This window comes from Nonomuraea sp. NPDC050202 (assembly GCF_040656115.1).
Lineage (GTDB): Bacteria > Actinomycetota > Actinomycetes > Streptosporangiales > Streptosporangiaceae > Nonomuraea.
The window spans coordinates 1-21,632 of sequence record NZ_JBFALF010000055.1 but is presented as its reverse complement, the minus strand read 5'-3'; the positions used below and the strand labels follow the sequence as shown (position 1 = coordinate 21,632).

The window sequence follows — 21,632 nt, the reverse complement described above, 5'->3', positions numbered from 1 at the left end:
TGCCTCTCAGAAACGGGGGGACTACTTGCCGCTGCCGAGGGTCATGCCCTCGATGATGCGGCGTCCGAGCCAGATGTAGACCAGCAGGAGCGGCAGGATGACGATGGCGATGGCCGCGAACAGGCCGCCCCAGTCGGCGCCGCTGTACTGCACGCGGGTCATGAAGTTGAGCAGCGCCAGGGGCAGCGTCTGCTGGGTCGGGTCCTGCAGGAAGATGAGGGAGAGCAGGCCCTCGCTCCAGTGCCCGATCACGTTCAGGATCACGAGGGTGACCAGACCGGAGCGGGCCAGCGGCAACATGATCTGCCAGAAGGTGCGCAGCGGGCCGGCCCCGTCGATCGCCGCCGCCTCCTCCAGGTCGCCCGGCAGGCTGCGGAAGAAGGCGGTCAGGAAGAACACCGCGAACGGGATGGACGTCGCGACGTACACGATGATCAGGCCGCCGAGGCTGTTGACCAGCCCCAGCTGCGACATGGCCACGAACAGCGGCAGCATGATCGCCTGGATGGGCACGCCGAGCCCCATGGCGAACAACGACGTCAGCGGGCCGGAGGTCCTGGTCGTGAAGCGGCTCAGAGCGTAGGCGGCCGGTGCGGCGATGAGCACGGTGCCCAGCGCGGTGGCCGCCACCACGGCGACCGTGCGCAGGATCGCCGGGCCGAACTCGCTGACCTCCCAGGCGCGTGCCCAGTTGTCGAGCCGCCAGTCGGCGGGCAGGCCGAAGGGGCTGGCGAAGATCTCCCTGGCCGTCTTGAACGACGACAGGACGAGCCAGAGCAGCACCAGGAGGTCGAAGGCGACGACGAGCCAGACCAGCAGCCTGCCGGGGCGCAGCCGTACGGGGACTGTGGCCATCACTCAGTACTCCAAGCTCTCGCGTCGGGTGACCCTGCGGGTCAGCAGCGTCAGCACGACGATCAGTACGAGCGTCACCATCGTGGCCGCGGCCGAGGCCCCGTATCGCGCTTCGCCCGTGGGCTGGAAGGCCTCGGCGTAGGCGTAGAGCGACAACGTCCACGCCTTGGTCGTCGGCACCGAGCCCGCCGCTCCGGCGAAGACGTAGATGAACTCGAAGATCTTGATGGCGCTGATCGCCCAGAGGGTGGCGCTGACCGCGACGGCGTCCCACATCAGTGGCAGGGTGACGTTGCGGAACTTCTGCCAGGGCGAGGCGCCTTCCAGGTCCGCCGCCTCGTACAGGTAGGCCGGGATGCGGTCGACGGCCGCCATCAGGATCGTGGTGTAGAAGCCGGTGTTGACCCAGACCAGGCCCATGCAGATGACGTAGAACAGGTTGTCGTCCGCCAGCCACCTGGGCACGGTGTCCACCCCGGCCAGCCGCAGCAGGGCGTTGGCCAGGCCGTCGGCCTGGAACAGGAAGCCCCACAGGATCGAGATGGCCAGGGCGGAGACGGCGTTGGGGAAGAAGATGACCGCGCGGACGAACTTGCGCCCGGCCATCTCCCGCAACACCATCGTCAGCCCGAAGCTGAACAGGAAGGTCAGGAACCCGACGCCGATCAGGATCAGCAGCGTGTTGAGCAGCGAGGAGTGGAAGACGTCGTCGTACCAGAGCCGCCGGTAGTTGTCGAAGCCCACCCACTCGATCGGCCCGGCACCCGCCCACTCGGCGAAGCTGAGCACCACCGTGAACAGGCTCGGCACGATGAAGACCAGCAGGTAGACCGCCAGGGCGGGCAGCACGAAGGGCAGGTAGAGGCGTTGCCTGGCCCTGGCCAGCGGGCTGCCTGTCTCCGCGGCGGGCCTGACGGCGGCCGGTGCCTCTACGGTGGCCGTGGCCATCAGCCGTTGACCTTCCACCAGTTGACGGTGTCGGTCTTGAGCTTGGCGACGAAGGCCGCGGCGGTGACCTTGCCGGCGAACAGGTCCTTGGCCATCGGCAGGAAGATCTTGACGTTCCAGTCGTCCATGCCGCGCACGCCGTCCATCTGCAGGTGGAGGGGCACGCCCGAGTCGAGGGTCGCCTTGGCGTCGGCGACCTCGACAGGGGTGCTGGTGTCGGTGCGGATCGACATCACCTTCTCGTCGGCGGGGATGCGCTCCAGCCATTTCTTGTTCATGAAGTACTCGATGAACTTCTCCGCGTTCGCCGCGTGCCTGGCCTTGGCCGGTACGGCGAAGCCGAACAGCGAGACCTCTTCGGAGGTGAACCCGCCCTCGGTCCTGGGGAAGGGGAAGGAGCGGAAGGTGAATCCGGGGCCGGCGATCTCGGCCGTCTCGCTCGGCCCGTAGGTGCCGATGAACAGGAAGTCGGCCTGGCCCTGCGCCCACTTCTGCTGGATGGCGGGGAACTTGCTGGCGTCCCAGCCGTCGATCATGTACTGGCCCTTGGCGAGGCGCTCGATGTAGGTGGCCGCCTTGAGGAACCTGGGGTCGTCGAAGCCGGCTCCGCTCCGGTCGGTGAGCACCTTGGCCAGGTTGCCGGGGCCGAACTCGCGGATCAGCGCCTGGGACAGCCACTTGCCGACGTACCCCTGGATGTCTCCGTCCGCGGCGAGCGCGGCCCTGCCCGCCGCCTTGCTCTTGTCGAACAGCGCGAGCAGTTCCTCGAAGGTCTTCGGCGGGTCGGCCGCGACTTCGGGCAGCTTGGCCGCGTTGTAGTAGATCTGCCAGGTGTGCACCGACGTGGGAATCATGTACGTCTTACCCGCGTCGGCGATGACCTGCCGGTAGTTGTCGGGGATGACGTCGCCCACGGTCTTGTCCTCGCCGGGGATCCGGTCCTTCAGCAGGCCGGACAGGTCCTTGGCGTTGCCGGTGGCCTGCAGGAGGTTGAGCAGGCCGGCCTGCGAGCCGTCGACCAGGTCGGCCGCGACGTTGCCGCCGACCAGGGTGGGCTGCAACTTCTTCAGGTTCTCCCTGCCCTGGAAGACCAGGTTGACCTTGATCCCGGTGTCCTTGGTGAACGCGGCCGCCAGTTCGCCGAGCATCTTGGCGCGGGGCTCGTCCTGCTTGTGCATCGACCAGAACGTGAACTCCTCGGCGTCCGAGGCGCCACCGCCACCACCGCACGCGGACGTGCCCAGCATGAGGACGGCGACGGCGAGGGCAGCCGCACCCTTCTGAGGGAGATTCATGAGCACCGCCGTTGTATCAGGGAACGATGTGCAGGATTCTGCGGGTATTCATACGCTATAGTCAACGGATTCTTAGGATTGAATTTGCGCGACGCAGCGCCGACGCGTCCTACGAGCTCCCCTTTCCTCGGCAGATGCGCCAAGATTCTCCGGGAGGTCCCGTGAGTGAACCCAAACGTGGCGAGAAGTTCCGCCAGCTCGCCGACGAGCTGCGCCGCGGCATCGCCGAGGTCCGGTGGCCGGAAGGCAGGCTGCCGACGGAGCAGCAACTGTCGAAGGAGCAGGGGGTCAGCCTCAACACCGTGCGCAGGGCGGTCGACCTGCTGGTCAATGAGGGTCTCGTCTACCGGCGTCAGGGCTCGGGCACGTACGTGCAGGCCGAGCAGCCGCGCACCGGCCCGGTGGTCGGCGCGATCGTGCCGTCGATGACGTACTACTACCCGAGGATCATCGCCGGCATCGAGAGCGAGTTGTCCAGGAACGGCGCGCAACTGCTGCTGCGCAGCACCGGCTACGACGTCGCCCAGGAGGCGCAGGCGGTGGAGAGCATGGTCGCGGCGGGCGCCCAGGGCCTGCTCATCGTGCCCGAGCTGACCGGCCGGGCCGACGCGCACGCCTACCTCGACGGGCTCGGCCTGCCTCTGGTGCTGGTCGAGCGGCGGTTCAGGTCGGGCGGCGACATCCACGAGTTCGTCTGCTCCAACCACGCCGCCGGCGGTTACATCGCCGCCCGCCACCTGTTCTCGCTCGGCCACACCAAGATCGCGTTCCTGGCGCGGAGCAGCCCGCACGCCACCGAGGTCGCGCACGGGCTGCGCGATGCGCTGGCCCAGCGCGGGCTCGAACCCGCCCTGGAGCACACCATCGGCAGGTGGACGGCCGCCGACGCGGACAGCTGCCTGGACCGGCTGCTGGCCGGGGGCTGCACGGCCGCGCTGTGCTTCGCCGACAGAGAGGCGACGCTGCTGGTGGCGGCCGCGGCCAAGCGCGGGATGGCGGTGCCGGGCGACCTGTCCGTGATCGGCTACGACGACGAGATCGCCGACCTGTCCGCCGTGCCGCTCACCGCGATCTCCCCCGCCAAGCAGGCCGTCGGACGGCTCGCGGTGCGCACGCTCCTGCGCCGCCTCGCCGAGCCGGACGCGCCCCTCCAGCAGCATCTGGTCGTTCCAGCGCTGGCGGTACGCGAGTCCACCAATATTCATTCCCCTTCAAGGGGTTGAATTAAGGGTAGGTCTTGAGCCAAGGTGGTCCCGTCATCCCCGGACGTAAGGACATCTCCATGGCAGTTGTACGGCTCGGCCTCGTCGGCGCCGGCGGCGTCGCCCGGCTCTACGCGCAAGCCGCGCTGGACCTGCCCGACGAGGTGCGGGTGACGGCGGTGTTCGACGTGGACGCCGGCCGCGCGGCGGAGCTGGCCCGGCTCACCTCCGCCACCGTGCACGACAGCCACCTGAGCATGCTCGGCGGCTCGGTCGACGCGCTGATCGTGTGCACCCCGCACGCCCTGCACCTGGCTCCCGCCGTGGACGCGGCGGCGGCCGGGGTGCACGTGCTGATGGAGAAGCCCATGGCCACCTCGCTCGCCGACTGCGACGCGATGGCGGCCGCATGCTCGGGCGCCGGGGTGGCGCTCTTCCTCGGTCACATCCAGCACTACCTGCCGATCACCGCGACCGCCCGTCGCGCGGTCGCCGACGGCCTGATCGGCGCGCCGGTCGCGATCGTGGACCGGCGCTCCACCGACTACCGGCGGGGCCACCGTCCCGGCTGGTTCTTCGACCCGGAGCTGGCCGGTGGCGGCGCGATCATGAACATCGGCGCGCACTGCGTCGACAGGGTCACCTGGCTGGCGGGCGGGCGGCCCGCCCGGGTCACCGCCACCGTGGTGCGGCGGGGGCCCGTCGAGACCGAGGGACTGCTCCAGATCGAGCTGGACAACGGCGTGCTGGCCTCGGTGGCCGTCATCGACAGCGCGCTGGCCGGAATCGACGAGATCGAGGTCCTGGGCACGTCGGGGTCCCTGCGCGCCTCCCGCTCGGACGGGGTCCAGATCGCCACGGAACAAGGGGTTCGCACCCTGCTCCGCGCTCCCGCCGACATGGGTGAGCACGTCCGCACCGCCTTCGTGGACCAGCTCACCGACTTCGCCGCCGCCGTGCGCGGCGAGCGGCCCGTCGCCATCGGCGCGCGGGTGGGCCGCGACGTCGTGGCCACGGTGCTGGGCGCCTACGAGTCCGCGCGGAGCGGAAAGACCGTAGAGGTGGAGCTCTTTGGCCAGTCGTGATCCCCGACGGCCCAATGTCCTGTTCATCCTGAGCGACGACCAGGGGCCGTGGGCGCTCGGCTGCGCGGGCAACTCCGAGATCCACACCCCGCACCTCGACGGGCTGGCCGCCTCGGGAGTGCGGCTGTCGCGATTCTTCAGCGTCTCGCCGGTCTGCTCCCCCGCCAGGGCGTCGCTGTTCACCGGGCGGATCCCGTCCGCGCACGGGGTGCACGACTGGCTGAGCGGGCCCTCGCCGGACGATCACCTGGCGGGGCAGCGGCTGTTCACCGACGACCTGGCCGACGCGGGCTACCGGCTGGGGCTGGTGGGCAAGTGGCATCTCGGCGCCAACCAGGAGCCCCGGCCCGGCTTCGTCCACTGGTACGCCCACCCGTCGGGCGGGGGGCCGTACTACGGGGCCACGATGATGGGCCGCCGGGTGGACGGCTATCTCACCGACGCGCTCACCGCGCGGGCGGCGGCCTTCATCGACCGGGAGGCCGACCGTGCGGAGCCGTTCTACCTGTCCCTGCACTACACCGCGCCGCACAAGCCGTGGAAGGGGCAGCACCCGCCGGAGTTCGAGGCGCTGTACGAGTCGTGCCCGTTCGAGTCGTGCCCGCGGGAGCCCGCGCACCCGTGGCAGCCGGTGGACGGCGACGGCGTGCCCGTGGGCGGGGAGGCCGACGTCAGGGCCGCGCTGGTCGGCTACTTCGCCGCGGTCAGCGCCATGGACGCCGGGATCGGCCGGGTGCTCGCGACGCTGGAGGCCCGTGGGCTGACGGAGTCGACGCTGGTGCTCTTCAGCAGCGACAACGGCTTCAACTGCGGCCATCACGGCATCTGGGGCAAGGGCAACGGCACGTTCCCGCAGAACATGTACGACTCCTCCGTCATGGTCCCCGCGATCTTCAGCCAACCGGGCCGGCTTCCCCAGGGCGTGGTGTACGACTCGCTCGTGTCGGGGTACGACCTGCGCCCGACGCTCATGGACCACCTCGGCCTGCCCGGCACCGGCGACGGTCCCGGCCGCTCCTTCGCCGCCTTCGACGACCGGGCGGGAGCGGAGGTGGTCGTCTACGACGAGTACGGGCCGGTGCGGATGATCCGTACCGACGCCTGGAAGTACGTGCACCGCCATCCGCACGGCCCGCACGAGCTGTACGACCTCGAACGGGATCCGGACGAGCGGCACAACCTGGCGCACGCGGGACTTCCCGAGCTCGCCGAGCTCCGCGACCGGCTGGACGCCTGGTTCGCCCGCCACGCCGACCCCCGCGTGGACGGCAGCCGCCTGCCCGTCAACGGCTCCGGCCAGCACTCCCCCGCCGGCCTCGGCGCCTTCGAGCCCGCCCCCTACAGAACGGAACCGCGGTGAAGAGCTGGTACACCGACGCTCGATTCGGCATGTTCGTCCACTGGGGCCTGTACTCCATGGTCGGACGCGGCGAGTGGGACAGAGCCGTGTCACAGGTGCCGCGCGAGGACTACGCGGGCCTGATGAAGGTGTTCAACCCCGCCGCCTTCGATGCCCGCGCGTTCGTCCAGGTGGCCGCCGACGCGGGCCAGAAGTGGATCACCATCACCAGCAGGCATCACGACGGCTTCTCCATGTACGACACCCGCCTGTCCGACTTCAAGATCACCAATTCGCCGTTCGGACGCGACCCGATCGCCGAGCTGGCGCAGGCGTGCCGCGACTTCGGGATCAAGCTGGGTTTCTACGTCTCGCTGGTGGACTGGCACCACCCCGGCTACCGCGATCCCGCCGGCTGGCAGGACTACATCGGCTTCCTGCACGGCCAGGTCGAGGAGCTGTGCACGCAGTACGGCGAGCTCGGCCAGGTGTGGTTCGACGGCGACTGGCCGCACTCCAGCGCCCCCAAGCGGCATCCCGGCTGGTTCACCATGGACCGCCCATGGGGCTACGAGCGCCTCTACAGCATGATCCACGACCTGCAGCCGGAAGCCGTCGTGCTCAACAACCGCAAGTCCGGCCTCCAGCCCGGCGAGGATGTGCAGGGCTTCGAGAACGACCTGCCCGGCGAGAACTCCACCGGCCTGAACCCCACCCCGATCGTGCCGGGCGTCCCGCTGGAGACTGCCTCACCATGAACCGGTCGTGGGGTCACGTGCCGCACGACAACGCCTGGCGCGACGTCGACGAGCTGCTCGGCGTCCTGCTGCGCTGCGTCGCGGCGGGCTCCAACCTGCTGCTGAACGTCGGCCCCACGCAGTCGGGCACCATCCCGCAACCGGCGATCGACCGGTTGCGCGCCATGGGCCGGTGGCTGGCCCGGCACGGCGAGGCGGTCTACGGCGCCGGCCCGTCGGGCGACCGCGGTGCGATCAGGACCGCGGCGGGAAAGGTGCTGCCGATCAGCGGGCTGCTCGGCTAGCCGGCAGGACCTGCACGGACGATCCGGAACCACTTCCCAGCAGCCCTCCCCCGACTCCAAGGATCGTCGGCTCGGCGGCGACCAGACGAGCAACCCGCGCGCCCCGCGTACGGAGAAGGAGGTGACCCGGGCGGTCAGGTCATCACCGGCGACCTGCCGCCCCGGGCGGTACGGCTTCCGCATGCGGGAGGACTGCTCCTTCGCCGAGCGGGCGCGCGAGCTCTACGACCAGTGGTGGGAGCTGCGACGCCGGCGGGCCGCCGATCCCGCGGTGCCGATGAAGCCACAGGCGGTGACGTGCGCGCTGAGCGAGGTCATCCCCGACGGGGCGATCCTCACCGGCGACGCCGGGACGGTCAGCTCGTGGGGGTCGCGGGTGATGCTGCGCCGCGGCATGCAGTTCTCCTTCTCCGGCACGTTGTGCTCGATGGGGTCGGCGCTGCCGTACGCGGCCGGCGCCCAGATCGCCTACCCCGACCGGCCGGTCGTCGCGTTCGTGGGCGACGGCGGCCTGGCGATGTGCCTGGGGGAACTGGCCACGCTCGCGCAGCACCGCCTGCCGGTCAAGGTCGTCGTCCTGCGCAACGACACGCTCGGTCTGGAGGTGTGGGAGCAGAACGCGCTGGTCAGTTCCAGCGTGAAGGTGAAGGCGTCGTCGGAGAAGAGTGTGACGGCGAGCACGGCGGTGATCAGGGCGGTGATCAGGGCGCTGGTCATCACCAGCGCCGCGACCGGCACGTCCTGCCGGTTCTCGCGGGCGAGGAAGGCGGGCATGTCGTGGTCCTCGGCGGCCACGAACAGCACTTCGGCGGCCATCAGCGTCCAGGCCAGGTACGCGCCCGGCACCGACACGATCAGGCCCACCCCGAGTAGACGCTGGCGCCCTCCACCCCCAGGAACACGAACACGGTGGTCAGCATGGTGGCCCTGACCTGCTCGAACAGCGTCCCTGCGGTGCGTTCGGAGCCACCCCACAGATTCGCGCCGAACACATCGCCGCGGAGCGCGACGGCCACGATCACGACGAACAGCAGGATCGGCAGAAGCTTGGCGACCGTGACGATCTGGTTGATCGTGGCCGCCTCGCGCACGCCGCGCAGGATCAAGAAGTGGAAGGCCCATACGCCGGGCACGGAGACGGCCACCGCGGCGATCGTGGCGCCCTCGCCGGAGGCGGGGACGACCGCGCCGAGGGTGGACCCGACCACCATCGCGGTCAGGACCGGCAGCGACATGGTCCGCGCGCCCTCGGTGTGTGTGTTGGTCTGGCTCACGACGCTGGTCAGCCCCTCGCTTCTGGTCTCCGACAGCGGCGACAGCTTGTCCCCGAGGTACGCGCCCGAGATCACCGCCCCTGCGGTGATCGGCGCCGACACCCCCAGCATGGTCGCGATCCCCACCAGGCCGACGCCGACCGTCGCCGCGGTGGTCCACGAGCTGCCGATCGACATCGACACGATGGCGCAGATGAGCGCGGTGGCGGCGTAGTACCAGCCCGGCGACAGCACCTGGATCCCGTAGTACACCAGCATCGCGACGATCGCGCACATCACCAGCGCGACCTGGAGCGGCCCGTCCAGGGCGTCGAGGCCGACCAACGCCAGCGATCCGCCGATCAGCACCACCAGCGTGGCCAGGACGATCACCAGGTCGCATCGACGACTCCTCGGGGCCCTGGCGGGGGCGCGCACGCCCTGGGAACTGCTTCACCTGCCAGGCGACGTACCCGTCAGCCGCGGCGGAGTGGCCACGTCGAGGTCAAGTTCCTTCCACGATCACGCAGAGGGCCGCTGCAGCCGCCGAGGACGGATGTCGATGATGGTGTCATCCATCGTGCTGTGGGACCCGCGAACGTGCGGGTGCTCCTTGTGTTCTGGCCGGGCCGGGCTTTCGGCTGATGAAGACACCGACGAGGATCATCAGGCCGCCGAGCAGCGCGGCCGGATGAACGCTCTCGTCGAGGGCCGTCCAGGCGATGCCGATCGCCAGGAACGGCACGAGATAGAGCGTGTTGGCGGCAGTGGCCACCGGTAGGCGGGCCTGGGCGTAGGCCCAGGTGATGAAGCCGAGGGCGCTGGGCGCGGCGCCGAGGAAGATCAGGGCCGCAAGCGCTTCGCCGGAAGCGTGCGGCACCTCGCTGATCAGGGCGGGCAGCAGGGGCAACAACAAGGCCGTGCCCGACCATATCGCGTAGGAGGTGATCTCCACTCCGCTGTAGCGGGCCAGCAGAGGCTTCTGGAGCACGAAGAACGATGCCTGGGCGATGGCCGCGCCGAGGACGAGGCCTGCGTCCAGGCTTGGAGTCAGGCCGTCGCCTTGCACCAGGGTGATGACCACGGCGCCCGCGAACCCGAGAGCCAGGCCGGCGACGCTTCGCCGGCTCAAGGGTTCTCGCAGCACGATGAGGGCGAGCACGGCGGCGGCGATGGGAGCGGTGTTGACGAGCAGGCTCGCGGTGCCGGCCGGCACGCTGCGTTCACCGGCGTTGAGCAGCAGCTGGTAGGCGGTCATCCCGGTCAGCCCGCAGCCGATGATGCGGGGCAGGTCGGCGCGGGCAGGCCGGCGTACGCGCAGCAGCGGGGCGACCACCGCGAGGACCAGGGAAGCCACCAGAAGCCGGCCCACCGACAGGCCTGCCACGCCGAAGCCAGGTAGAGCCACTCGGATGGCCACGAATGCCGCGGACCACAACAGCACGGTGACGGCCACGGCGGCGGCCACCCGTCGATCACTGAACATGGCCCAAGCCTGGCGTCGCGGGCATGTAAGCGCCAGTAACTACTTTTTCGGCACCCATGTAGCATCGCTTTATGCTGGATGTGCGTCGCCTACGGGTGTTGCTCGCGGTAGCCGAACACGGGGGCATCGCCGCCGCCGCACGAGCGTTGACGTTCACCCCGCCCGCCGTGTCGCAGCACATCGCCGCCCTGGAGCGGCAGGTCGGCATGCTCCTGGTCGACCGCAGCGGGCGTACCGCTCGGCTGACCGCCGCCGGGCATCGGCTGGCGGGTCACGCGCGTCAGGTCCTGGCGGGCCTGGAGGCCGCCGAGGCGGATCTCGCTTCCCTCGGCGGGGACCTGCGCGGGACGCTCTCCGTGGGCACCATCGCCACGCTGGGCCGGACGCTGCTGCCCGCCGCGCTGACCACACTGCGCGCCACGGCGCCCGACGTGGATCTGCGCATCGAGGAAGGCGAACCGGAAGACAGCCTTCCCGCCCTGACGCGCGGCGATCTCGATGTCGTGCTGGCCGGCGAGTACGGCCTGACACCACAGCGACCGCAAGCGCACGTCGACCGCATCGACCTGTTCACCGAGCCACTACTGATCGCGGTAGCTCGCGATCATCCCCTCCGGGGACCCGAGGTCGATCTGGCGCAGCTGCGTGACGAGCGCTGGATCGCCCCGGCCGCCGGGAGTTCCTGCGAGACCATGCTGCAGCGCGTCTGCGCCCTGGCCGGGTTCGAGCCGCACGTCGTGGCGCACAGCGGAGACTTCGCGGTGGCCGCCGCCCTGGTCAGCGCGGGTCATGGCATCACCCTCCTGCCTGCCATCGCCACGCTGGGGGACGCCACCGGTGTCAAACTGCTCGGTGTCCACCAGCCGGGCATGCACCGCACGCTCTATGCCGCCGTCCGCCAGGGCAGTCGCCGGCATCCTCTGGTCGACTGTGTCCTGGACGCCTTGGCCGCCAGTGCTGAACGTCTCGCTGCGTCCCGTGGGGAAACGTGTCCTGTCCCGCTCGGTGCTTGACGCGCGGCAGCAGGCTCCCGGGCACTGCCGGTCACCGGCTCATGCCCGGCCATTCGGAAGCAAGGACCGCCCAGATCTGCTTGTCGTGGCGCACGCCCTCGTACGGCCACGCCTCGCGCCGCACGCCCTCCAGCGTCATGCCGAGCCGCTTGGCCACCGCTGAGCTGCGCTCGTTGTCGGCCCGGCAGTGCCACTCGGCCCGGTGCAGCCCTCGGGACGTGAACGCCCAGTCCAACAACGCGCCACACGCCTGCGTGATCAGTCCGTGGCCCTCAGCGGACGGCTCCAGCCAGCAACCGATCTCGCACGAGCCGAGAGCGGCGTCGAAATCCGTGAACATCACACCGCCGACCAGCGCCCCCTCCCGCCAGATGCCATACAGGCGGGCACCGTCGCGGGCCTGGCGTTCGGCGTACCGCTTGAGCGTGGCCCGCGCCGCGTCCACGTCGTCGGTGACGAACGCGGAGCCGACCCAGGGACGGATGTGCTCGCGGGCCCGGTCCAGATGGCCGGCGAACTCCTCGGCGTGCCAGACCTCCAGCGGCCCGAGACGAGCACCGTCGCGCAGCGGCAGCGTGAACATGCAAGCCCTCCATTCACATAACAAGCGTTACGGCAATGTACCGTGACAGCATGCCACGCACCAAGGGAGATCACGAGGCTCGCCGGCGCGACGTCTCCGCAGCGGTCTGGCAGGTGATGGCCACCCGCGGCTTCGCGGGCCTGACCCTGCGCGCCGTCGCCGCCGAACTCGGCGCGACCACCGGCCTGCTCACGCACTACTTCCCCACCAAGCACACCCTGGTGGAGTACGCCCTTGACCTGCTCGAACAGCGCACCGTCTCCCGCCCTCGCCGCCATGCGGGCGCCGGCCTGGCCGCCCTCAGGGCCGCACTGCTCGACATCCTGCCGCTGACCCCCGAGGCCACCGACAGCAACCGCATCTGGGTCTCCTCCTGGGACGCCGCGCTCTCCGACCCCGATCTGAGCACGGGCTACGCCCGCAAGTACGCCCAGAGCCGGGACCGGCTGAGCGAGCTGGTCGCCGCAGCCCAGGAACTCGGCGAACTGCCCCCCGGCGACCCCGTCCGCGTCGCGACCGGCGCTCAATCCTTCATCCTCGGCCTGGTGGTTCAGGCCCTGTTCGACCCGGCGGCGTTCCCGCCGCAGCGACAAGTCAAGCTCCTGGACGGCTACCTGGCCACCCTGACCGCCTCGCACTGATCAACCTGGATCACCCGGCGGTGCCGCCGGTCACTCGTTCCGCCTCCGGCCCCCTCCCCCCGCCTGTCACTGTTCACCCTCCGGTCCAGGGGCGCGCAGGAGGGCCTTGACATCGACGTCGGACAGGCTCACCACCTCGGACAGGACGAGGAGGGTCGTGGTGCGTCCGATCCCGGTGAGGCTGTCGATCATCTCTTCGAGATGAGCCGGGCTGCGGGCGGCCACCTCGATGACGTAGCAGTCGTCGCCGGTGACATGCACGCAGCTGAGCACATGCCCGAGGGCGAGCAACTTCTCGCGAAGCCCGTGAGCGCGGGCGTTGGGCTGGTGGGGGCGCAGCCGTACGTGCGCGCGCAGCGGAAGGCCGAGGCGGGCCGGATCGATGCGAGCCGCGTAGCCGGTGATCACGCCGGTGCTCTCGAGCTTGCGGAGGCGGTCGGCGACGGAGGGCCGGCTCAGGCCGACCTCGCGCGCGAGATCGGTCAGGCTCGCGCGGCCGTCCTTGGCCAGCCGGGCCAGCAACGCGAGATCGATCGCATCCAGTGCGGCACCGTCTCCCATTTCCATCTCTGCCTCATCCCTTCCTTTCGTCGGCACTCTGTGAAATTCTCCACCTCTTTGTAGGCATAGTAACAATATTGCCTGTGACAAGGAGGTGTTGTCCCGCTATGGTCTCCCTCGTGAAAGATGGCGACTGGGACGTGCAGACGCGGTTGCTGGCCGGCGGCACGTCCGGCCGAACGGGGCCCGAGATCAGGCCGGTGGCCTGGCCGGTGTACGAGACGGCCTCCTTCGAACTGCCAGGCGTGGCCGAGGCAGGAGTGCTCTACGGCGAGGACGCGCTCGGCGAGGCGTTCACCTACAGCCGTTACGCCAACCCCACCTGTGCCGAGCTGGAGCGGCGGGTCAGCGCCCTGGAAGAGGGTGTGGGCGCGGTCGCGACCGGCTCCGGCATGGCCGCGATCGCGCTGAGCGTTCTCAACCTGTGCCAGGCCGGCGACAGCCTGGTCTGCTCCTCGGACGTGTACGGCAGCACCCGTGCACTGTTCGCCCACACCCTGCGCCGATGGGGCATCGAGACCCGATTCGTCGACGGATGCGATCCGCAGGCGTTCGCGCGCGCCGCCGACCACACCACCCGCGCGCTGTACGGCGAGACGATGCCGAACCCGTCCCTGCGCACGTTCCCGATCCGGCAGGTCGCCGACGTCGCCGGCCGGCTCGGCGTACCGCTGATCGTGGACAACACGTGCGCGCCGGTGCTGTGCCGCCCCGGACGGCACGGCGCCGCCGTGGTGGTCCACTCGGCCACCAAGTACATCGGCGGTCACGGCACCGCCCTCGGCGGGGTCATCGTCGACACGGGCCGTTTCGCCTGGGGCGCCGCCGGCGCTCGGTTGCCGCTGCTCACCGAGCCCGATCCCGCCTATCGAGGGCAGGTGTGGACCGCGCTCGCCGGCGCCCGGAACTCCAGCGCGTACCTGGTGCGACTGCGACGGACGCTCATGCGCGATCTGGGGCCCGCTCTCGCCGCCTCGGCGGCGAGCCGGCTGGTGCAGGGCATCCAGACGTTGCCGCTGAGAATGGCCCGCCACTGTGACACCGCCGGTGTGATCGCCTCGCACCTGCACGGCCATCCGGCGCTGCGCCGCGTCAACCACCCGTCCTTGCACAGCGGTGACGACGCACGGCGTGCCCGGCGCTATCTCGGCGCCCGGGGCGGGCTGATCGGCCTCGAACTCGCCGGCGGCTTCGAGGCGGCCGCCGACTTCGTGTCACGCCTGCGGATCGTGCGCCACGTGGTCAACCTCGGCGACGTCCGGACCCTGGTCACCCACCCGGCCGGCACCACGCACTCCCAGCTCGGCGCCGAGGAACTGGCCTCGCTGGGCATCTCCCCCGGCTATGTACGGCTGTCGGTCGGACTCGAGGACCCGGCCGATCTCATCCACGACCTCACCCAGGCACTCAACTCCATCACCCTCCCGGAGCAGCCATGACCGACCACACGTACACCGAGCCGGCGAGCACGATGGACGCGGCACTCGCGTCGATCAGCTTGCGCGGCACGCCCTTCATCGACGGTGCGCGCACGTCCTCCGAGGCCGGGGCCACCTTCGCCGACCACAGCCCGATCGACGGCCGGATTCTGCTTGAGGTCAGCGCCTGCGACGCCGCGGACGTCGACGCCGCCGTACGAGCTGCCCGGCGGGCCTTCGACGACGGCCGCTGGCGCGACCAGCCACCGGCGGCGCGCAAGCGCGTGCTCCTCGCCTGGGCCGACCTCCTGGAGGCACACGCCGACGAACTCGCGCTGACCGAGTCGCTGGACGTGGGCAAGCCCATCACCGACGCCCGCACGGTCGACGTCCCGGCCGCCGTCCGGGCCGTCCGCTGGTACGCCGAGGCCATCGACAAGGTGTACGGCGAGACCGCGCCCACCGGCGGCGACGTGCTGGCGACCGTCACACGCGAGCCGATCGGGGTGGTCGGATGCGTGACCCCCTGGAACTTCCCCCTGTACATGGCCTGCCTGAAGCTCGGGCCTGCCCTGGCCGCCGGCTGCTCCGTCGTGCTCAAGCCCGCCGAGCAGTCACCTCTCAGCGCGCTGCGGGCCGCCGAGCTCGCCGTCGAGGCCGGCCTGCCGGCCGGTGTGCTCAACGTCGTCCCCGGGCTCGGCGAGACCGCCGGGCAGGCCCTCGGCCGTCACCCCGGCGTGGACGCGCTGGCCTTCACCGGCTCCACCCAGGTCGGCAAGCTCTTCCTGCGCTACTCCGGCGAGAGCAACATGAAACGGGTCAGCCTCGAATGCGGTGGCAAGACACCGCACATCGTCATGGCGGACGCCCAGGACCTCCAGACCATCGCGCGAGCCGTGACATGGGGCATCTTCTTCAACGCCGGCCAGGTGTGCAACGCCGGATCCCGCCTCCTGGTCGACCGGCGCGTCAAGCACGAACTGCTCGAGCACATCACCACCCAGGCCCGCGCCATCCGGCTCGGCGACCCTCTCGACCCGGCGACCGAGCTGGGCGCCGTCATCGACCACGCCAGCAGGGACGGCATCCTCGCTCGGGTGCGCGAGGCCCAGGACGCCGGCGGGCGCCTGGTGCTCGGCGGCGGCGCCGCCCGCGTGGAGACCGGTGGCGCCTACGTCGAACCCACCATCGTCGATCAGGTCGGCAACGGCACCCGGCTCGCCCAGGAAGAGGTGTTCGGCCCGGTGCTGGCCGTCATCGACTTCGACGGCCCCGAGCAGGCGATCGAGCTCGCCAACGCCTCGACCTACGGCCTCGCCGCCGCGGTCTGGACGCAGGACATCGACGTGGCGCTCCATGCCGCGCGGCGCCTGCGCAGCGGGACCGTCTGGATCAACAACTTCGACGACAGTGACATCACCACACCCTGGGGCGGCTTCCAGCAGTCCGGCATCGGCCGCGACAAGTCGCTCCATGCGCTGGACAAGTACACGGAGCTGAAGACCACCTGGATCAGCATCAGGCACAACGGCCGAGGCGGGCTTCGAGACCGCTGAGCGGTCCGGTCCGCAGGGCGGCCACGCCCAAGGAGGTGCCGGTGCAGGTTGGTCTGGCACGCCGGCCCCGTAGGGGCGGTGTGCTTCGCGGTTGTCACATTCGTCCCGGCCGGCCTGCCCGTCGCGGTCGCCTGGCTCCTGAAACGGCGGGCCCAGGCCACCGCACCGGGACGCAAGAAACGTCCCCGCTAGGTGCCGGGGCGTTCCGTCAACTGGAGCAGCTTCGGACCCTGCCGGGTGAACGCCTCGTAAGGGCAGGCGGTCAGCTCGGGATCGCGTGACTCCCAGCCCTGCAGCCATCGCCGGAACCGCGGGGTGTCCACCTCGAGCGAGCCGTCGGGGAGCAGGCGCCCGACGGTGTTGCCGGGTTCCGACAATCCGACAGTGCACTTGCCGAGGCGCCCGTCCGCACGCACCATCAGCGAGTTGGCACGGGCGGCGTAGCACACTTGCTCCGGCTCGAACAGGCTCTCGCCCCGCCCGTCCGAGAGGACGATCTCCTCCAGCGCGGCGATCCTCTTGTCCTCGGCGTCGAGCACCTCCATCGACGCGTCGTCGGCGCCGCCGAGTCGCACCACCCGCTTGAGGAACACCCGGAATCTGCGGTCGTCCAGGAACGTGTCCCTCACCTGGGTGAGGAACGCCGGCATCACGTCCAGGTTGCCGGGAGTGAGGTGAACTCGCAGCAGTATGTGTGCGTCCACCGAACCGTCCCGGATCGACAGCAGGTTGCGCCAGATGCGATCGAACGTCCCCTGACCGTCAGCCCGCACGCGCGTGTGGTCGTGGTGGCGGGCAGGCCCGTCCAGCGACACCTGGAACCTCCGGATCCCCAGCCCGGCCAGGCGTTCCGCCGCCGTGCGGTCGAGCAGGTAGCCGTTGGTGGTCATGTCGCTGCCGTACCCGAGGCCCGGTGTCCGCCGCTGAACCTCGCTCGCGTGGGAGGCCACCTCCTCGATGACGGACCGCGCCAGCATCGGCTCGCCGCCGAACCACGAGATCTGCAGATGCGCCAGATCACCGTGGCGCCGGTCGATGAGGTTCTTCACACCCTCGACGACCTCGCGACGCATCCGTCCGATGGCGAAGTCCTCATAACAGTAGGTGCACCGGAAATTGCACTGCTCGGTGGGAAGGAGGATGAGGTGCAGCCGGTCGCTGCGGAACGAGGTGACCATTTCCCGATCGAACGCAGAAATGCCCGTCAGGGTGACTCCGCTCATTGCGGGGCACAGCCACTGGAGCAGTTACCGCCGTGGCAGTTGTTGGTGACATGACCTGGATGGCCCGGGTTGGGGGTGAACCTGGCCAGCGCCGTCAGGGCCTGCGCGGTTTCCGGATCGTCGATCGTGACCCTGCCCTCTGCGTCGATGCTCACGTCGCTCGCCCGGACGGGCACGGAGGATGCCTCTTCGGCCATCATGAAACTCCTCTGTGTTGATTCCAGCCGGTCTTCGGCGATGACTGCGGAAACCGCCGAGCATGCGTGGTCCGGTGGTGTCATTGGTGGCTAGCGGAGCATGTACCCGAGGGGTGTTCGGGCGATAGCAAAGGCGCCGCCAAAACGGGCGGCGATGGCTGCGCCTGCCCGCCCCCTACGCGACCGGGCCATCGGCTACCTGCTGCTCCACCGCTGTCCTCGCGCCAAACGCGAGCAGCTCGACCTGCGCCCGGTCGTGACGGCGGACCGTGCCGTCACTCTGGAAGCGCCGGGCGTGGAGACCGGATCAGCGCAGCTGCGCGGTGATGGAGGGGTCGCGGATCGCGGTGTCGCCGGCCAGCATCATGGCCTTCGACAGGATGACGGCCAGCACCTGGTCGCCCTCGAACGGGAGGAACACCGGCGCCTCGCTCCCGCTCTTGGGCACGATGCACAGGTAGGCGTCGACCGGCGACATGAGGATGTTCCCCGAGCCCAGGTGGATCTTGTACGAGCGGAGGTCACCCCGTACGTGGAGGAACCGGTCGTCGAGGGAGCACCGGTCGGCGATGGCGAGACGAGGCAGGAGGCGGGACAGCAGGTCGTGGCGGGTGCGGGCGGTGGCAGAGAGCGGGCCGAAGCCGTAGGAGGTCCAGTAGTCGCGGAACGTGCCGCCGGGCCCGCCGTCCTGCCAGGCGGGGTCGGCGCCGACGCTGGCCACGCCGACGAACAGGTCGGCGTCGCGCATGATCTCGCTGAACACGAGCGGCGGGATCTGCGTGAGCGGCAGCGGCGGGGAGTGGCGGGGGTCGATGAAGCCGCCGTGATGTGTCTCGGCGCCGGGCGGGTAGAAGCGCAGCTCGCCGGTGACGACATGGAGGTAGGCGCCGGAGGGCGTCCAGTCGCTGTTGCGGTGGTCGGGGCCGCACCAGAACTCGGCGCGCACGCCCCAGCCGGGCAGGTCGCGGGTGGCGGGCGGGAAGGATCCGTCGACCGCCATGTGCAGGTCGTGGCGCCAGCCGCGGGCGAGGGCCAGCGCGTGCAGCTGGTGCTGGCGCAGCACGTGGCCGGCGAAGCGGGCGGAGTGGCCGCCCGCCGCCCGCTCGGCCTCGGTGAGCAGGTAGACCTCGCGGTGCGCCTGCTTGAACGGCTGCGTGATCTCGTGCCACTCCAGGCGGCGCCGCCAGCCCAGCACCTCGTCGGGGTTGCGGCCGATCGGGTGCCAGAGCCGCACGTCCGCGCCGGGGGCCGGGCGGACCTCCGTGCCGTCGAGGTCGCGTAACGCGCCGCCGGCCCACAGGCACGGGACGCCGCCTGCCAGCCAGATCAGCCGTCTGGCCAGGGTACCGAGCAGCGGATGGTCGAGGTGACGGGCCCGCCAGGTGGCGTACGTCCAGGACCGCTGGGCGAGGAACATGCGGTCGAGGCGATCGGACTGGGCGGTGAGCATCTTGTTGACGTCCTTGACGACGCCCTTGAGGGCGGCGAGCTCCTCGGCGTGCCCGGAGCGGACGCTCACGGGCGGCGACCTGACCGTTCTGCCCTTGTCGTTGCGCCAGCTCAGGGCCGCCTTGCCGGCGGTCACGGTCAGCTCGGCGGTGGCGTCTGCGACGGTCCGGACGAGCCGGCCGACCTCGGTCAGGCCGTAGGCGGGCACGCCGAGTTCCGCCACCTCGTCGCGGGAGACGCCGAGCGCCCTGGCCTTGGCGTCGAGGACGCCGTCCAGGACCTTCGTCGTGGGCTTGTGCGTCACGGTGACCGCCAGCCGGGCCAGGTGCCCCAGGGCGTCGTCTCCGTCGAGGCGGGCCAGGGCGTGGATCGCGGAGGTGGCGGTCGGCGGGTGGCGCGGCCCGAGGCGGGGGACCTTGCGCAGGGCGGACTCGGCGAGCGCGGCCAGCATCCGGCTGGTGGCGGGCTGCGCGGGCAGGCAGCCGAGCAGCCAGATGAGCCCGCGCAGCGCGACCGCGTTGTGCGGATCGGTGTGGTGCTCGTAGCCCTCCATGGGCAGGGACCGGGGGCCGCCGACCAGGGCCAGCCAGCCGGTGAGGCGGGCCCTGGCCTCCTCCGTGCCGGCCTGGTCCATCAGGGTGCGCGCGGTACGCGCCCACCTGGCGGACGGCTTGGAGCCCGACGCGGTCAGCGCGTGTTCGAGCAGGGCGGTCCAGGTCTCGTCGAGCTCCTCGGACAGGATTCGGTCGGCCCAGGGCTCGCCCGGGTTGAGCAGGGGTGACCGGAGCAGCCCGACGAGCGGTGCCAGCACCACCTCGCGACTCCACCCCACCAGGGCCACCCGCCGCACGCCCGCGACCTGCTCGGGTGTGAGGGTGTGGCCGGCGTCGAGCCGGCAACGCAGGATGAACGAGAGCCTGCCGTGGCAGTACGTCCACTGGCGGGCCGCTTCGTCGAGGAACGCCCCGGCCGCCTCGGGGGTCCAGGCGTCGGTGACGTCGCCGGTGATGATCGCGGCCGTGCCGGCGTCGCGCTCGCCGTCGGGACGGGTCAGCAGGCGCATGCCCACCTCCACGCGGAAGGCGGCCGGAGCCCGCGTGAGGGCGTCCCTGAGTCGTTCGCCCGGGCCGCCGTCGAACCAGAAGCGCATGCCCAGGTCCTCGCGGCGGAGGGCGGCGATCCCGTCGGCCAGTTCCCCGGCGCGCCCTGCCTCGATCAGCGGCATCAGCGCGTCCACCCGCTCCATGCCAGAAGTGACAGAGCCAGAAGTGACAGAGCCAGGCGTCTCAGTGGTCATGGCGGGCCAGTGTAGGGAGACCGGCCGACGGTTTCGATCACAGGGCGTCGGCGATCTCCAGCAGGGCGTCGGCGGGGCGGTCGATCCCGCGCAGCGGCCCGCCGCGCCTCTGCCGTCGCGGGGTCCAGCGCCGACACGCCTCGATGGCCTTCCGTCAGGCCGGCGACGCGCGCGGGCCGGGTCGGAGGGGCCGGCGCGCGCAGGCGGTCGAGGAAGGGCAGGTGGGCCCACGCCGGGCCAGGCGTTTGCGTTCGGCGCGGACGTTCTGGATGGCGTTGCGCGCCATGGGCAGGTCCATGGCCGGGATGACCTGGGCGAGAGCGTGATGGAGGAGTAGCGTGAGACAATGGATCGTCGCATCTTCGGCCTGGAGAACGAGTACGGCGTCACGTGCACGTTCAGGGGCCAGCGCAGGTTGTCCCCGGACGAGGTCGCGCGCTACCTGTTCCGGCGAGTCGTGTCCTGGGGCCGATCGAGCAACGTCTTCCTCCCCAACGGCGCACGTCTGTACCTGGACGTGGGCAGCCATCCCGAGTACGCCACGCCCGAGTGCGACAACGTGATCGAGCTGGTCACGCATGACAAGGCGGGCGAGCGCATCCTTGAGGGCCTGCTCGTGGACGCCGAGAAGCGGCTGCGCGAGGAGGGCATCGCGGGCGACATCTACCTGTTCAAGAACAACACCGACTCGGCCGGCAACTCCTACGGCTGTCACGAGAACTACTGTGTGGGCCGGCACGGTGAGTTCGGCCGGCTGGCCGACGTGCTGATCCCGTTCCTGGTCACCCGGCAGATCATCTGCGGAGCGGGCAAGGTGCTGCAGACCCCGCGCGGCGCCGTCTACTGCGTCTCGCAGCGCGCCGAGCACATCTGGGAGGGGGTGTCGTCGGCCACCACCCGGTCCCGGCCGATCATCAACACCCGCGACGAGCCGCACGGTGACGCCGAGCGGTTCCGCCGCCTGCACGTCATCGTGGGCGACTCGAACATGAGCGAGACCACGATGCTGCTCAAGGTCGGCGCCACCGACCTGGTGCTGCGCATGATCGAGTCGGGCACGGTGATGCGCGACCTGTCGCTGGAGAACCCGATCAGGGCGATCCGCGAGGTCTCCCACGACATGACCGGGCGGCGGCGGGTGCGGCTGGCCAACGGCCGCGAGGCCTCCAGCCTGGAGATCCAGCAGGAG

21 protein-coding genes and 1 pseudogene are annotated in these 21,632 nt (G+C 70.5%); 11 read left to right on the top strand and 11 right to left on the bottom strand.

The genetic code is table 11. The features are described from left to right. Positions 1-21: 21 nt before the first annotated feature. The 3 genes from AB0I79_RS58225 to AB0I79_RS58215 are packed head-to-tail and all read right to left on the bottom strand — an operon-like array spanning position 22 to position 3,098. Positions 22-855 carry a carbohydrate ABC transporter permease gene (locus tag AB0I79_RS58225; RefSeq protein WP_357893780.1) on the bottom strand — a complete coding sequence of 278 codons (834 nt, stop codon included), beginning with the start codon at positions 853-855 and terminating at the stop codon, positions 22-24. Positions 856-858: 3 nt separating this feature from the next. Beyond that, positions 859-1,803, bottom strand: a complete 945-nt coding sequence (locus AB0I79_RS58220; protein ID WP_357893778.1) for a sugar ABC transporter permease — start codon at positions 1,801-1,803, stop codon at positions 859-861. After that, positions 1,803-3,098: an ABC transporter substrate-binding protein gene (locus tag AB0I79_RS58215; protein WP_357893776.1), complete on the bottom strand. Its 1,296-nt coding sequence runs from the start codon at positions 3,096-3,098 to the stop codon at positions 1,803-1,805. Before AB0I79_RS58215 ends, AB0I79_RS58220 begins: the two co-directional genes overlap by 1 nt. Positions 3,099-3,259: 161 nt before the next feature. On the opposite strand from AB0I79_RS58215, the gene AB0I79_RS58210 reads away from it, so the two are divergent. The 6 genes and pseudogenes from AB0I79_RS58210 to AB0I79_RS58185 all read left to right on the top strand — a co-directional run. Continuing rightward, on the top strand, positions 3,260-4,321 hold the full coding sequence (locus tag AB0I79_RS58210) for a substrate-binding domain-containing protein (protein WP_357893774.1): 1,062 nt from the start codon (positions 3,260-3,262) through the stop codon (positions 4,319-4,321). Between the two features lie 59 nt (positions 4,322-4,380). After that, entirely contained in the window at positions 4,381-5,385 is a 1,005-nt protein-coding gene (locus AB0I79_RS58205) for a Gfo/Idh/MocA family oxidoreductase (protein WP_357893772.1), read from the top strand. Then, positions 5,372-6,745, top strand: a complete 1,374-nt coding sequence (locus AB0I79_RS58200; protein ID WP_357893770.1) for a sulfatase-like hydrolase/transferase — start codon at positions 5,372-5,374, stop codon at positions 6,743-6,745. The genes AB0I79_RS58205 and AB0I79_RS58200 overlap by 14 nt, the downstream gene beginning before the upstream one ends. Further along, positions 6,742-7,482 carry an alpha-L-fucosidase gene (locus tag AB0I79_RS58195; protein ID WP_357893768.1) on the top strand — a complete coding sequence of 247 codons (741 nt, stop codon included), beginning with the start codon at positions 6,742-6,744 and terminating at the stop codon, positions 7,480-7,482. The genes AB0I79_RS58200 and AB0I79_RS58195 overlap by 4 nt, the downstream gene beginning before the upstream one ends. Beyond that, the gene (locus tag AB0I79_RS58190) at positions 7,479-7,766 is read left to right on the top strand and encodes an alpha-L-fucosidase (RefSeq protein WP_357893766.1); all 288 of its coding nucleotides are present in this window, start codon (positions 7,479-7,481) and stop codon (positions 7,764-7,766) included. The genes AB0I79_RS58195 and AB0I79_RS58190 overlap by 4 nt, the downstream gene beginning before the upstream one ends. Positions 7,767-7,947: 181 nt before the next feature. Continuing rightward, positions 7,948-8,343: pseudogene (locus tag AB0I79_RS58185) on the top strand (thiamine pyrophosphate-dependent enzyme); the annotation flags it as partial. Here AB0I79_RS58185 and AB0I79_RS58180 read toward each other — a convergent pair. The 3 genes from AB0I79_RS58180 to AB0I79_RS58170 all read right to left on the bottom strand — a co-directional run bounded on the left by AB0I79_RS58180 (position 8,235) and on the right by AB0I79_RS58170 (position 10,487). Continuing rightward, positions 8,235-8,612, bottom strand: a complete 378-nt coding sequence (locus AB0I79_RS58180) for a hypothetical protein (RefSeq protein WP_357893848.1) — start codon at positions 8,610-8,612, stop codon at positions 8,235-8,237. The pseudogene AB0I79_RS58185 and the gene AB0I79_RS58180 sit on opposite strands and share 109 nt — an antisense overlap. 8 nt (positions 8,613-8,620) lie before the next feature. Then, entirely contained in the window at positions 8,621-9,457 is an 837-nt protein-coding gene (locus AB0I79_RS58175; protein WP_357893764.1) for an amino acid permease, read from the bottom strand. Between the two features lie 133 nt (positions 9,458-9,590). Then, positions 9,591-10,487 carry a DMT family transporter gene (locus AB0I79_RS58170; protein ID WP_357893762.1) on the bottom strand — a complete coding sequence of 299 codons (897 nt, stop codon included), beginning with the start codon at positions 10,485-10,487 and terminating at the stop codon, positions 9,591-9,593. Between the two features lie 89 nt (positions 10,488-10,576). On the opposite strand from AB0I79_RS58170, the gene AB0I79_RS58165 reads away from it, so the two are divergent. Then, complete coding sequence (locus AB0I79_RS58165) at positions 10,577-11,518, top strand: LysR family transcriptional regulator (RefSeq protein ID WP_357893760.1); 942 nt, start codon at positions 10,577-10,579, stop codon at positions 11,516-11,518. Between the two features lie 31 nt (positions 11,519-11,549). Here the strand turns inward: AB0I79_RS58165 and AB0I79_RS58160 are convergent, their stop codons facing one another. Further along, on the bottom strand, positions 11,550-12,101 hold the full coding sequence (locus tag AB0I79_RS58160) for a GNAT family protein (protein ID WP_357893758.1): 552 nt from the start codon (positions 12,099-12,101) through the stop codon (positions 11,550-11,552). A 50-nt stretch (positions 12,102-12,151) separates the two neighbouring features. On the opposite strand from AB0I79_RS58160, the gene AB0I79_RS58155 reads away from it, so the two are divergent. After that, the gene (locus tag AB0I79_RS58155) at positions 12,152-12,742 is read left to right on the top strand and encodes a TetR/AcrR family transcriptional regulator (RefSeq protein ID WP_357893756.1); all 591 of its coding nucleotides are present in this window, start codon (positions 12,152-12,154) and stop codon (positions 12,740-12,742) included. 66 nt (positions 12,743-12,808) lie between these two features. Here the strand turns inward: AB0I79_RS58155 and AB0I79_RS58150 are convergent, their stop codons facing one another. Further along, entirely contained in the window at positions 12,809-13,303 is a 495-nt protein-coding gene (locus AB0I79_RS58150; RefSeq protein ID WP_357893754.1) for an Lrp/AsnC family transcriptional regulator, read from the bottom strand. Between the two features lie 119 nt (positions 13,304-13,422). Here AB0I79_RS58150 and AB0I79_RS58145 point away from each other — a divergent pair, with 119 nt between their 5' ends. Next, positions 13,423-14,742 carry a PLP-dependent transferase gene (locus tag AB0I79_RS58145; RefSeq protein ID WP_357893752.1) on the top strand — a complete coding sequence of 440 codons (1,320 nt, stop codon included), beginning with the start codon at positions 13,423-13,425 and terminating at the stop codon, positions 14,740-14,742. Then, a complete protein-coding gene (locus AB0I79_RS58140) occupies positions 14,739-16,277 on the top strand; it encodes an aldehyde dehydrogenase (protein ID WP_357893750.1) in 1,539 nt (512 codons plus the stop codon). The genes AB0I79_RS58145 and AB0I79_RS58140 overlap by 4 nt, the downstream gene beginning before the upstream one ends. Before the next feature lie 188 nt (positions 16,278-16,465). Here the strand turns inward: AB0I79_RS58140 and AB0I79_RS58135 are convergent, their stop codons facing one another. The 3 genes from AB0I79_RS58135 to AB0I79_RS58125 form a co-directional block, all read right to left on the bottom strand. Next, on the bottom strand, positions 16,466-17,455 hold the full coding sequence (locus tag AB0I79_RS58135) for a radical SAM protein (protein WP_357893748.1): 990 nt from the start codon (positions 17,453-17,455) through the stop codon (positions 16,466-16,468). Between the two features lie 41 nt (positions 17,456-17,496). Continuing rightward, the gene (locus tag AB0I79_RS58130) at positions 17,497-17,700 is read right to left on the bottom strand and encodes a hypothetical protein (protein WP_357893746.1); all 204 of its coding nucleotides are present in this window, start codon (positions 17,698-17,700) and stop codon (positions 17,497-17,499) included. A gap of 304 nt (positions 17,701-18,004) precedes the next feature. Continuing rightward, positions 18,005-20,392 (bottom strand): DUF4132 domain-containing protein, encoded by a 2,388-nt coding sequence (locus tag AB0I79_RS58125; protein WP_357893744.1) that lies wholly within the window; start codon positions 20,390-20,392, stop codon positions 18,005-18,007. 397 nt (positions 20,393-20,789) lie between these two features. On the opposite strand from AB0I79_RS58125, the gene AB0I79_RS58120 reads away from it, so the two are divergent. After that, on the top strand, positions 20,790-21,632 hold an 843-nt coding region (locus AB0I79_RS58120), incomplete at its 3' end, for a proteasome accessory factor PafA2 family protein (RefSeq protein ID WP_357893742.1).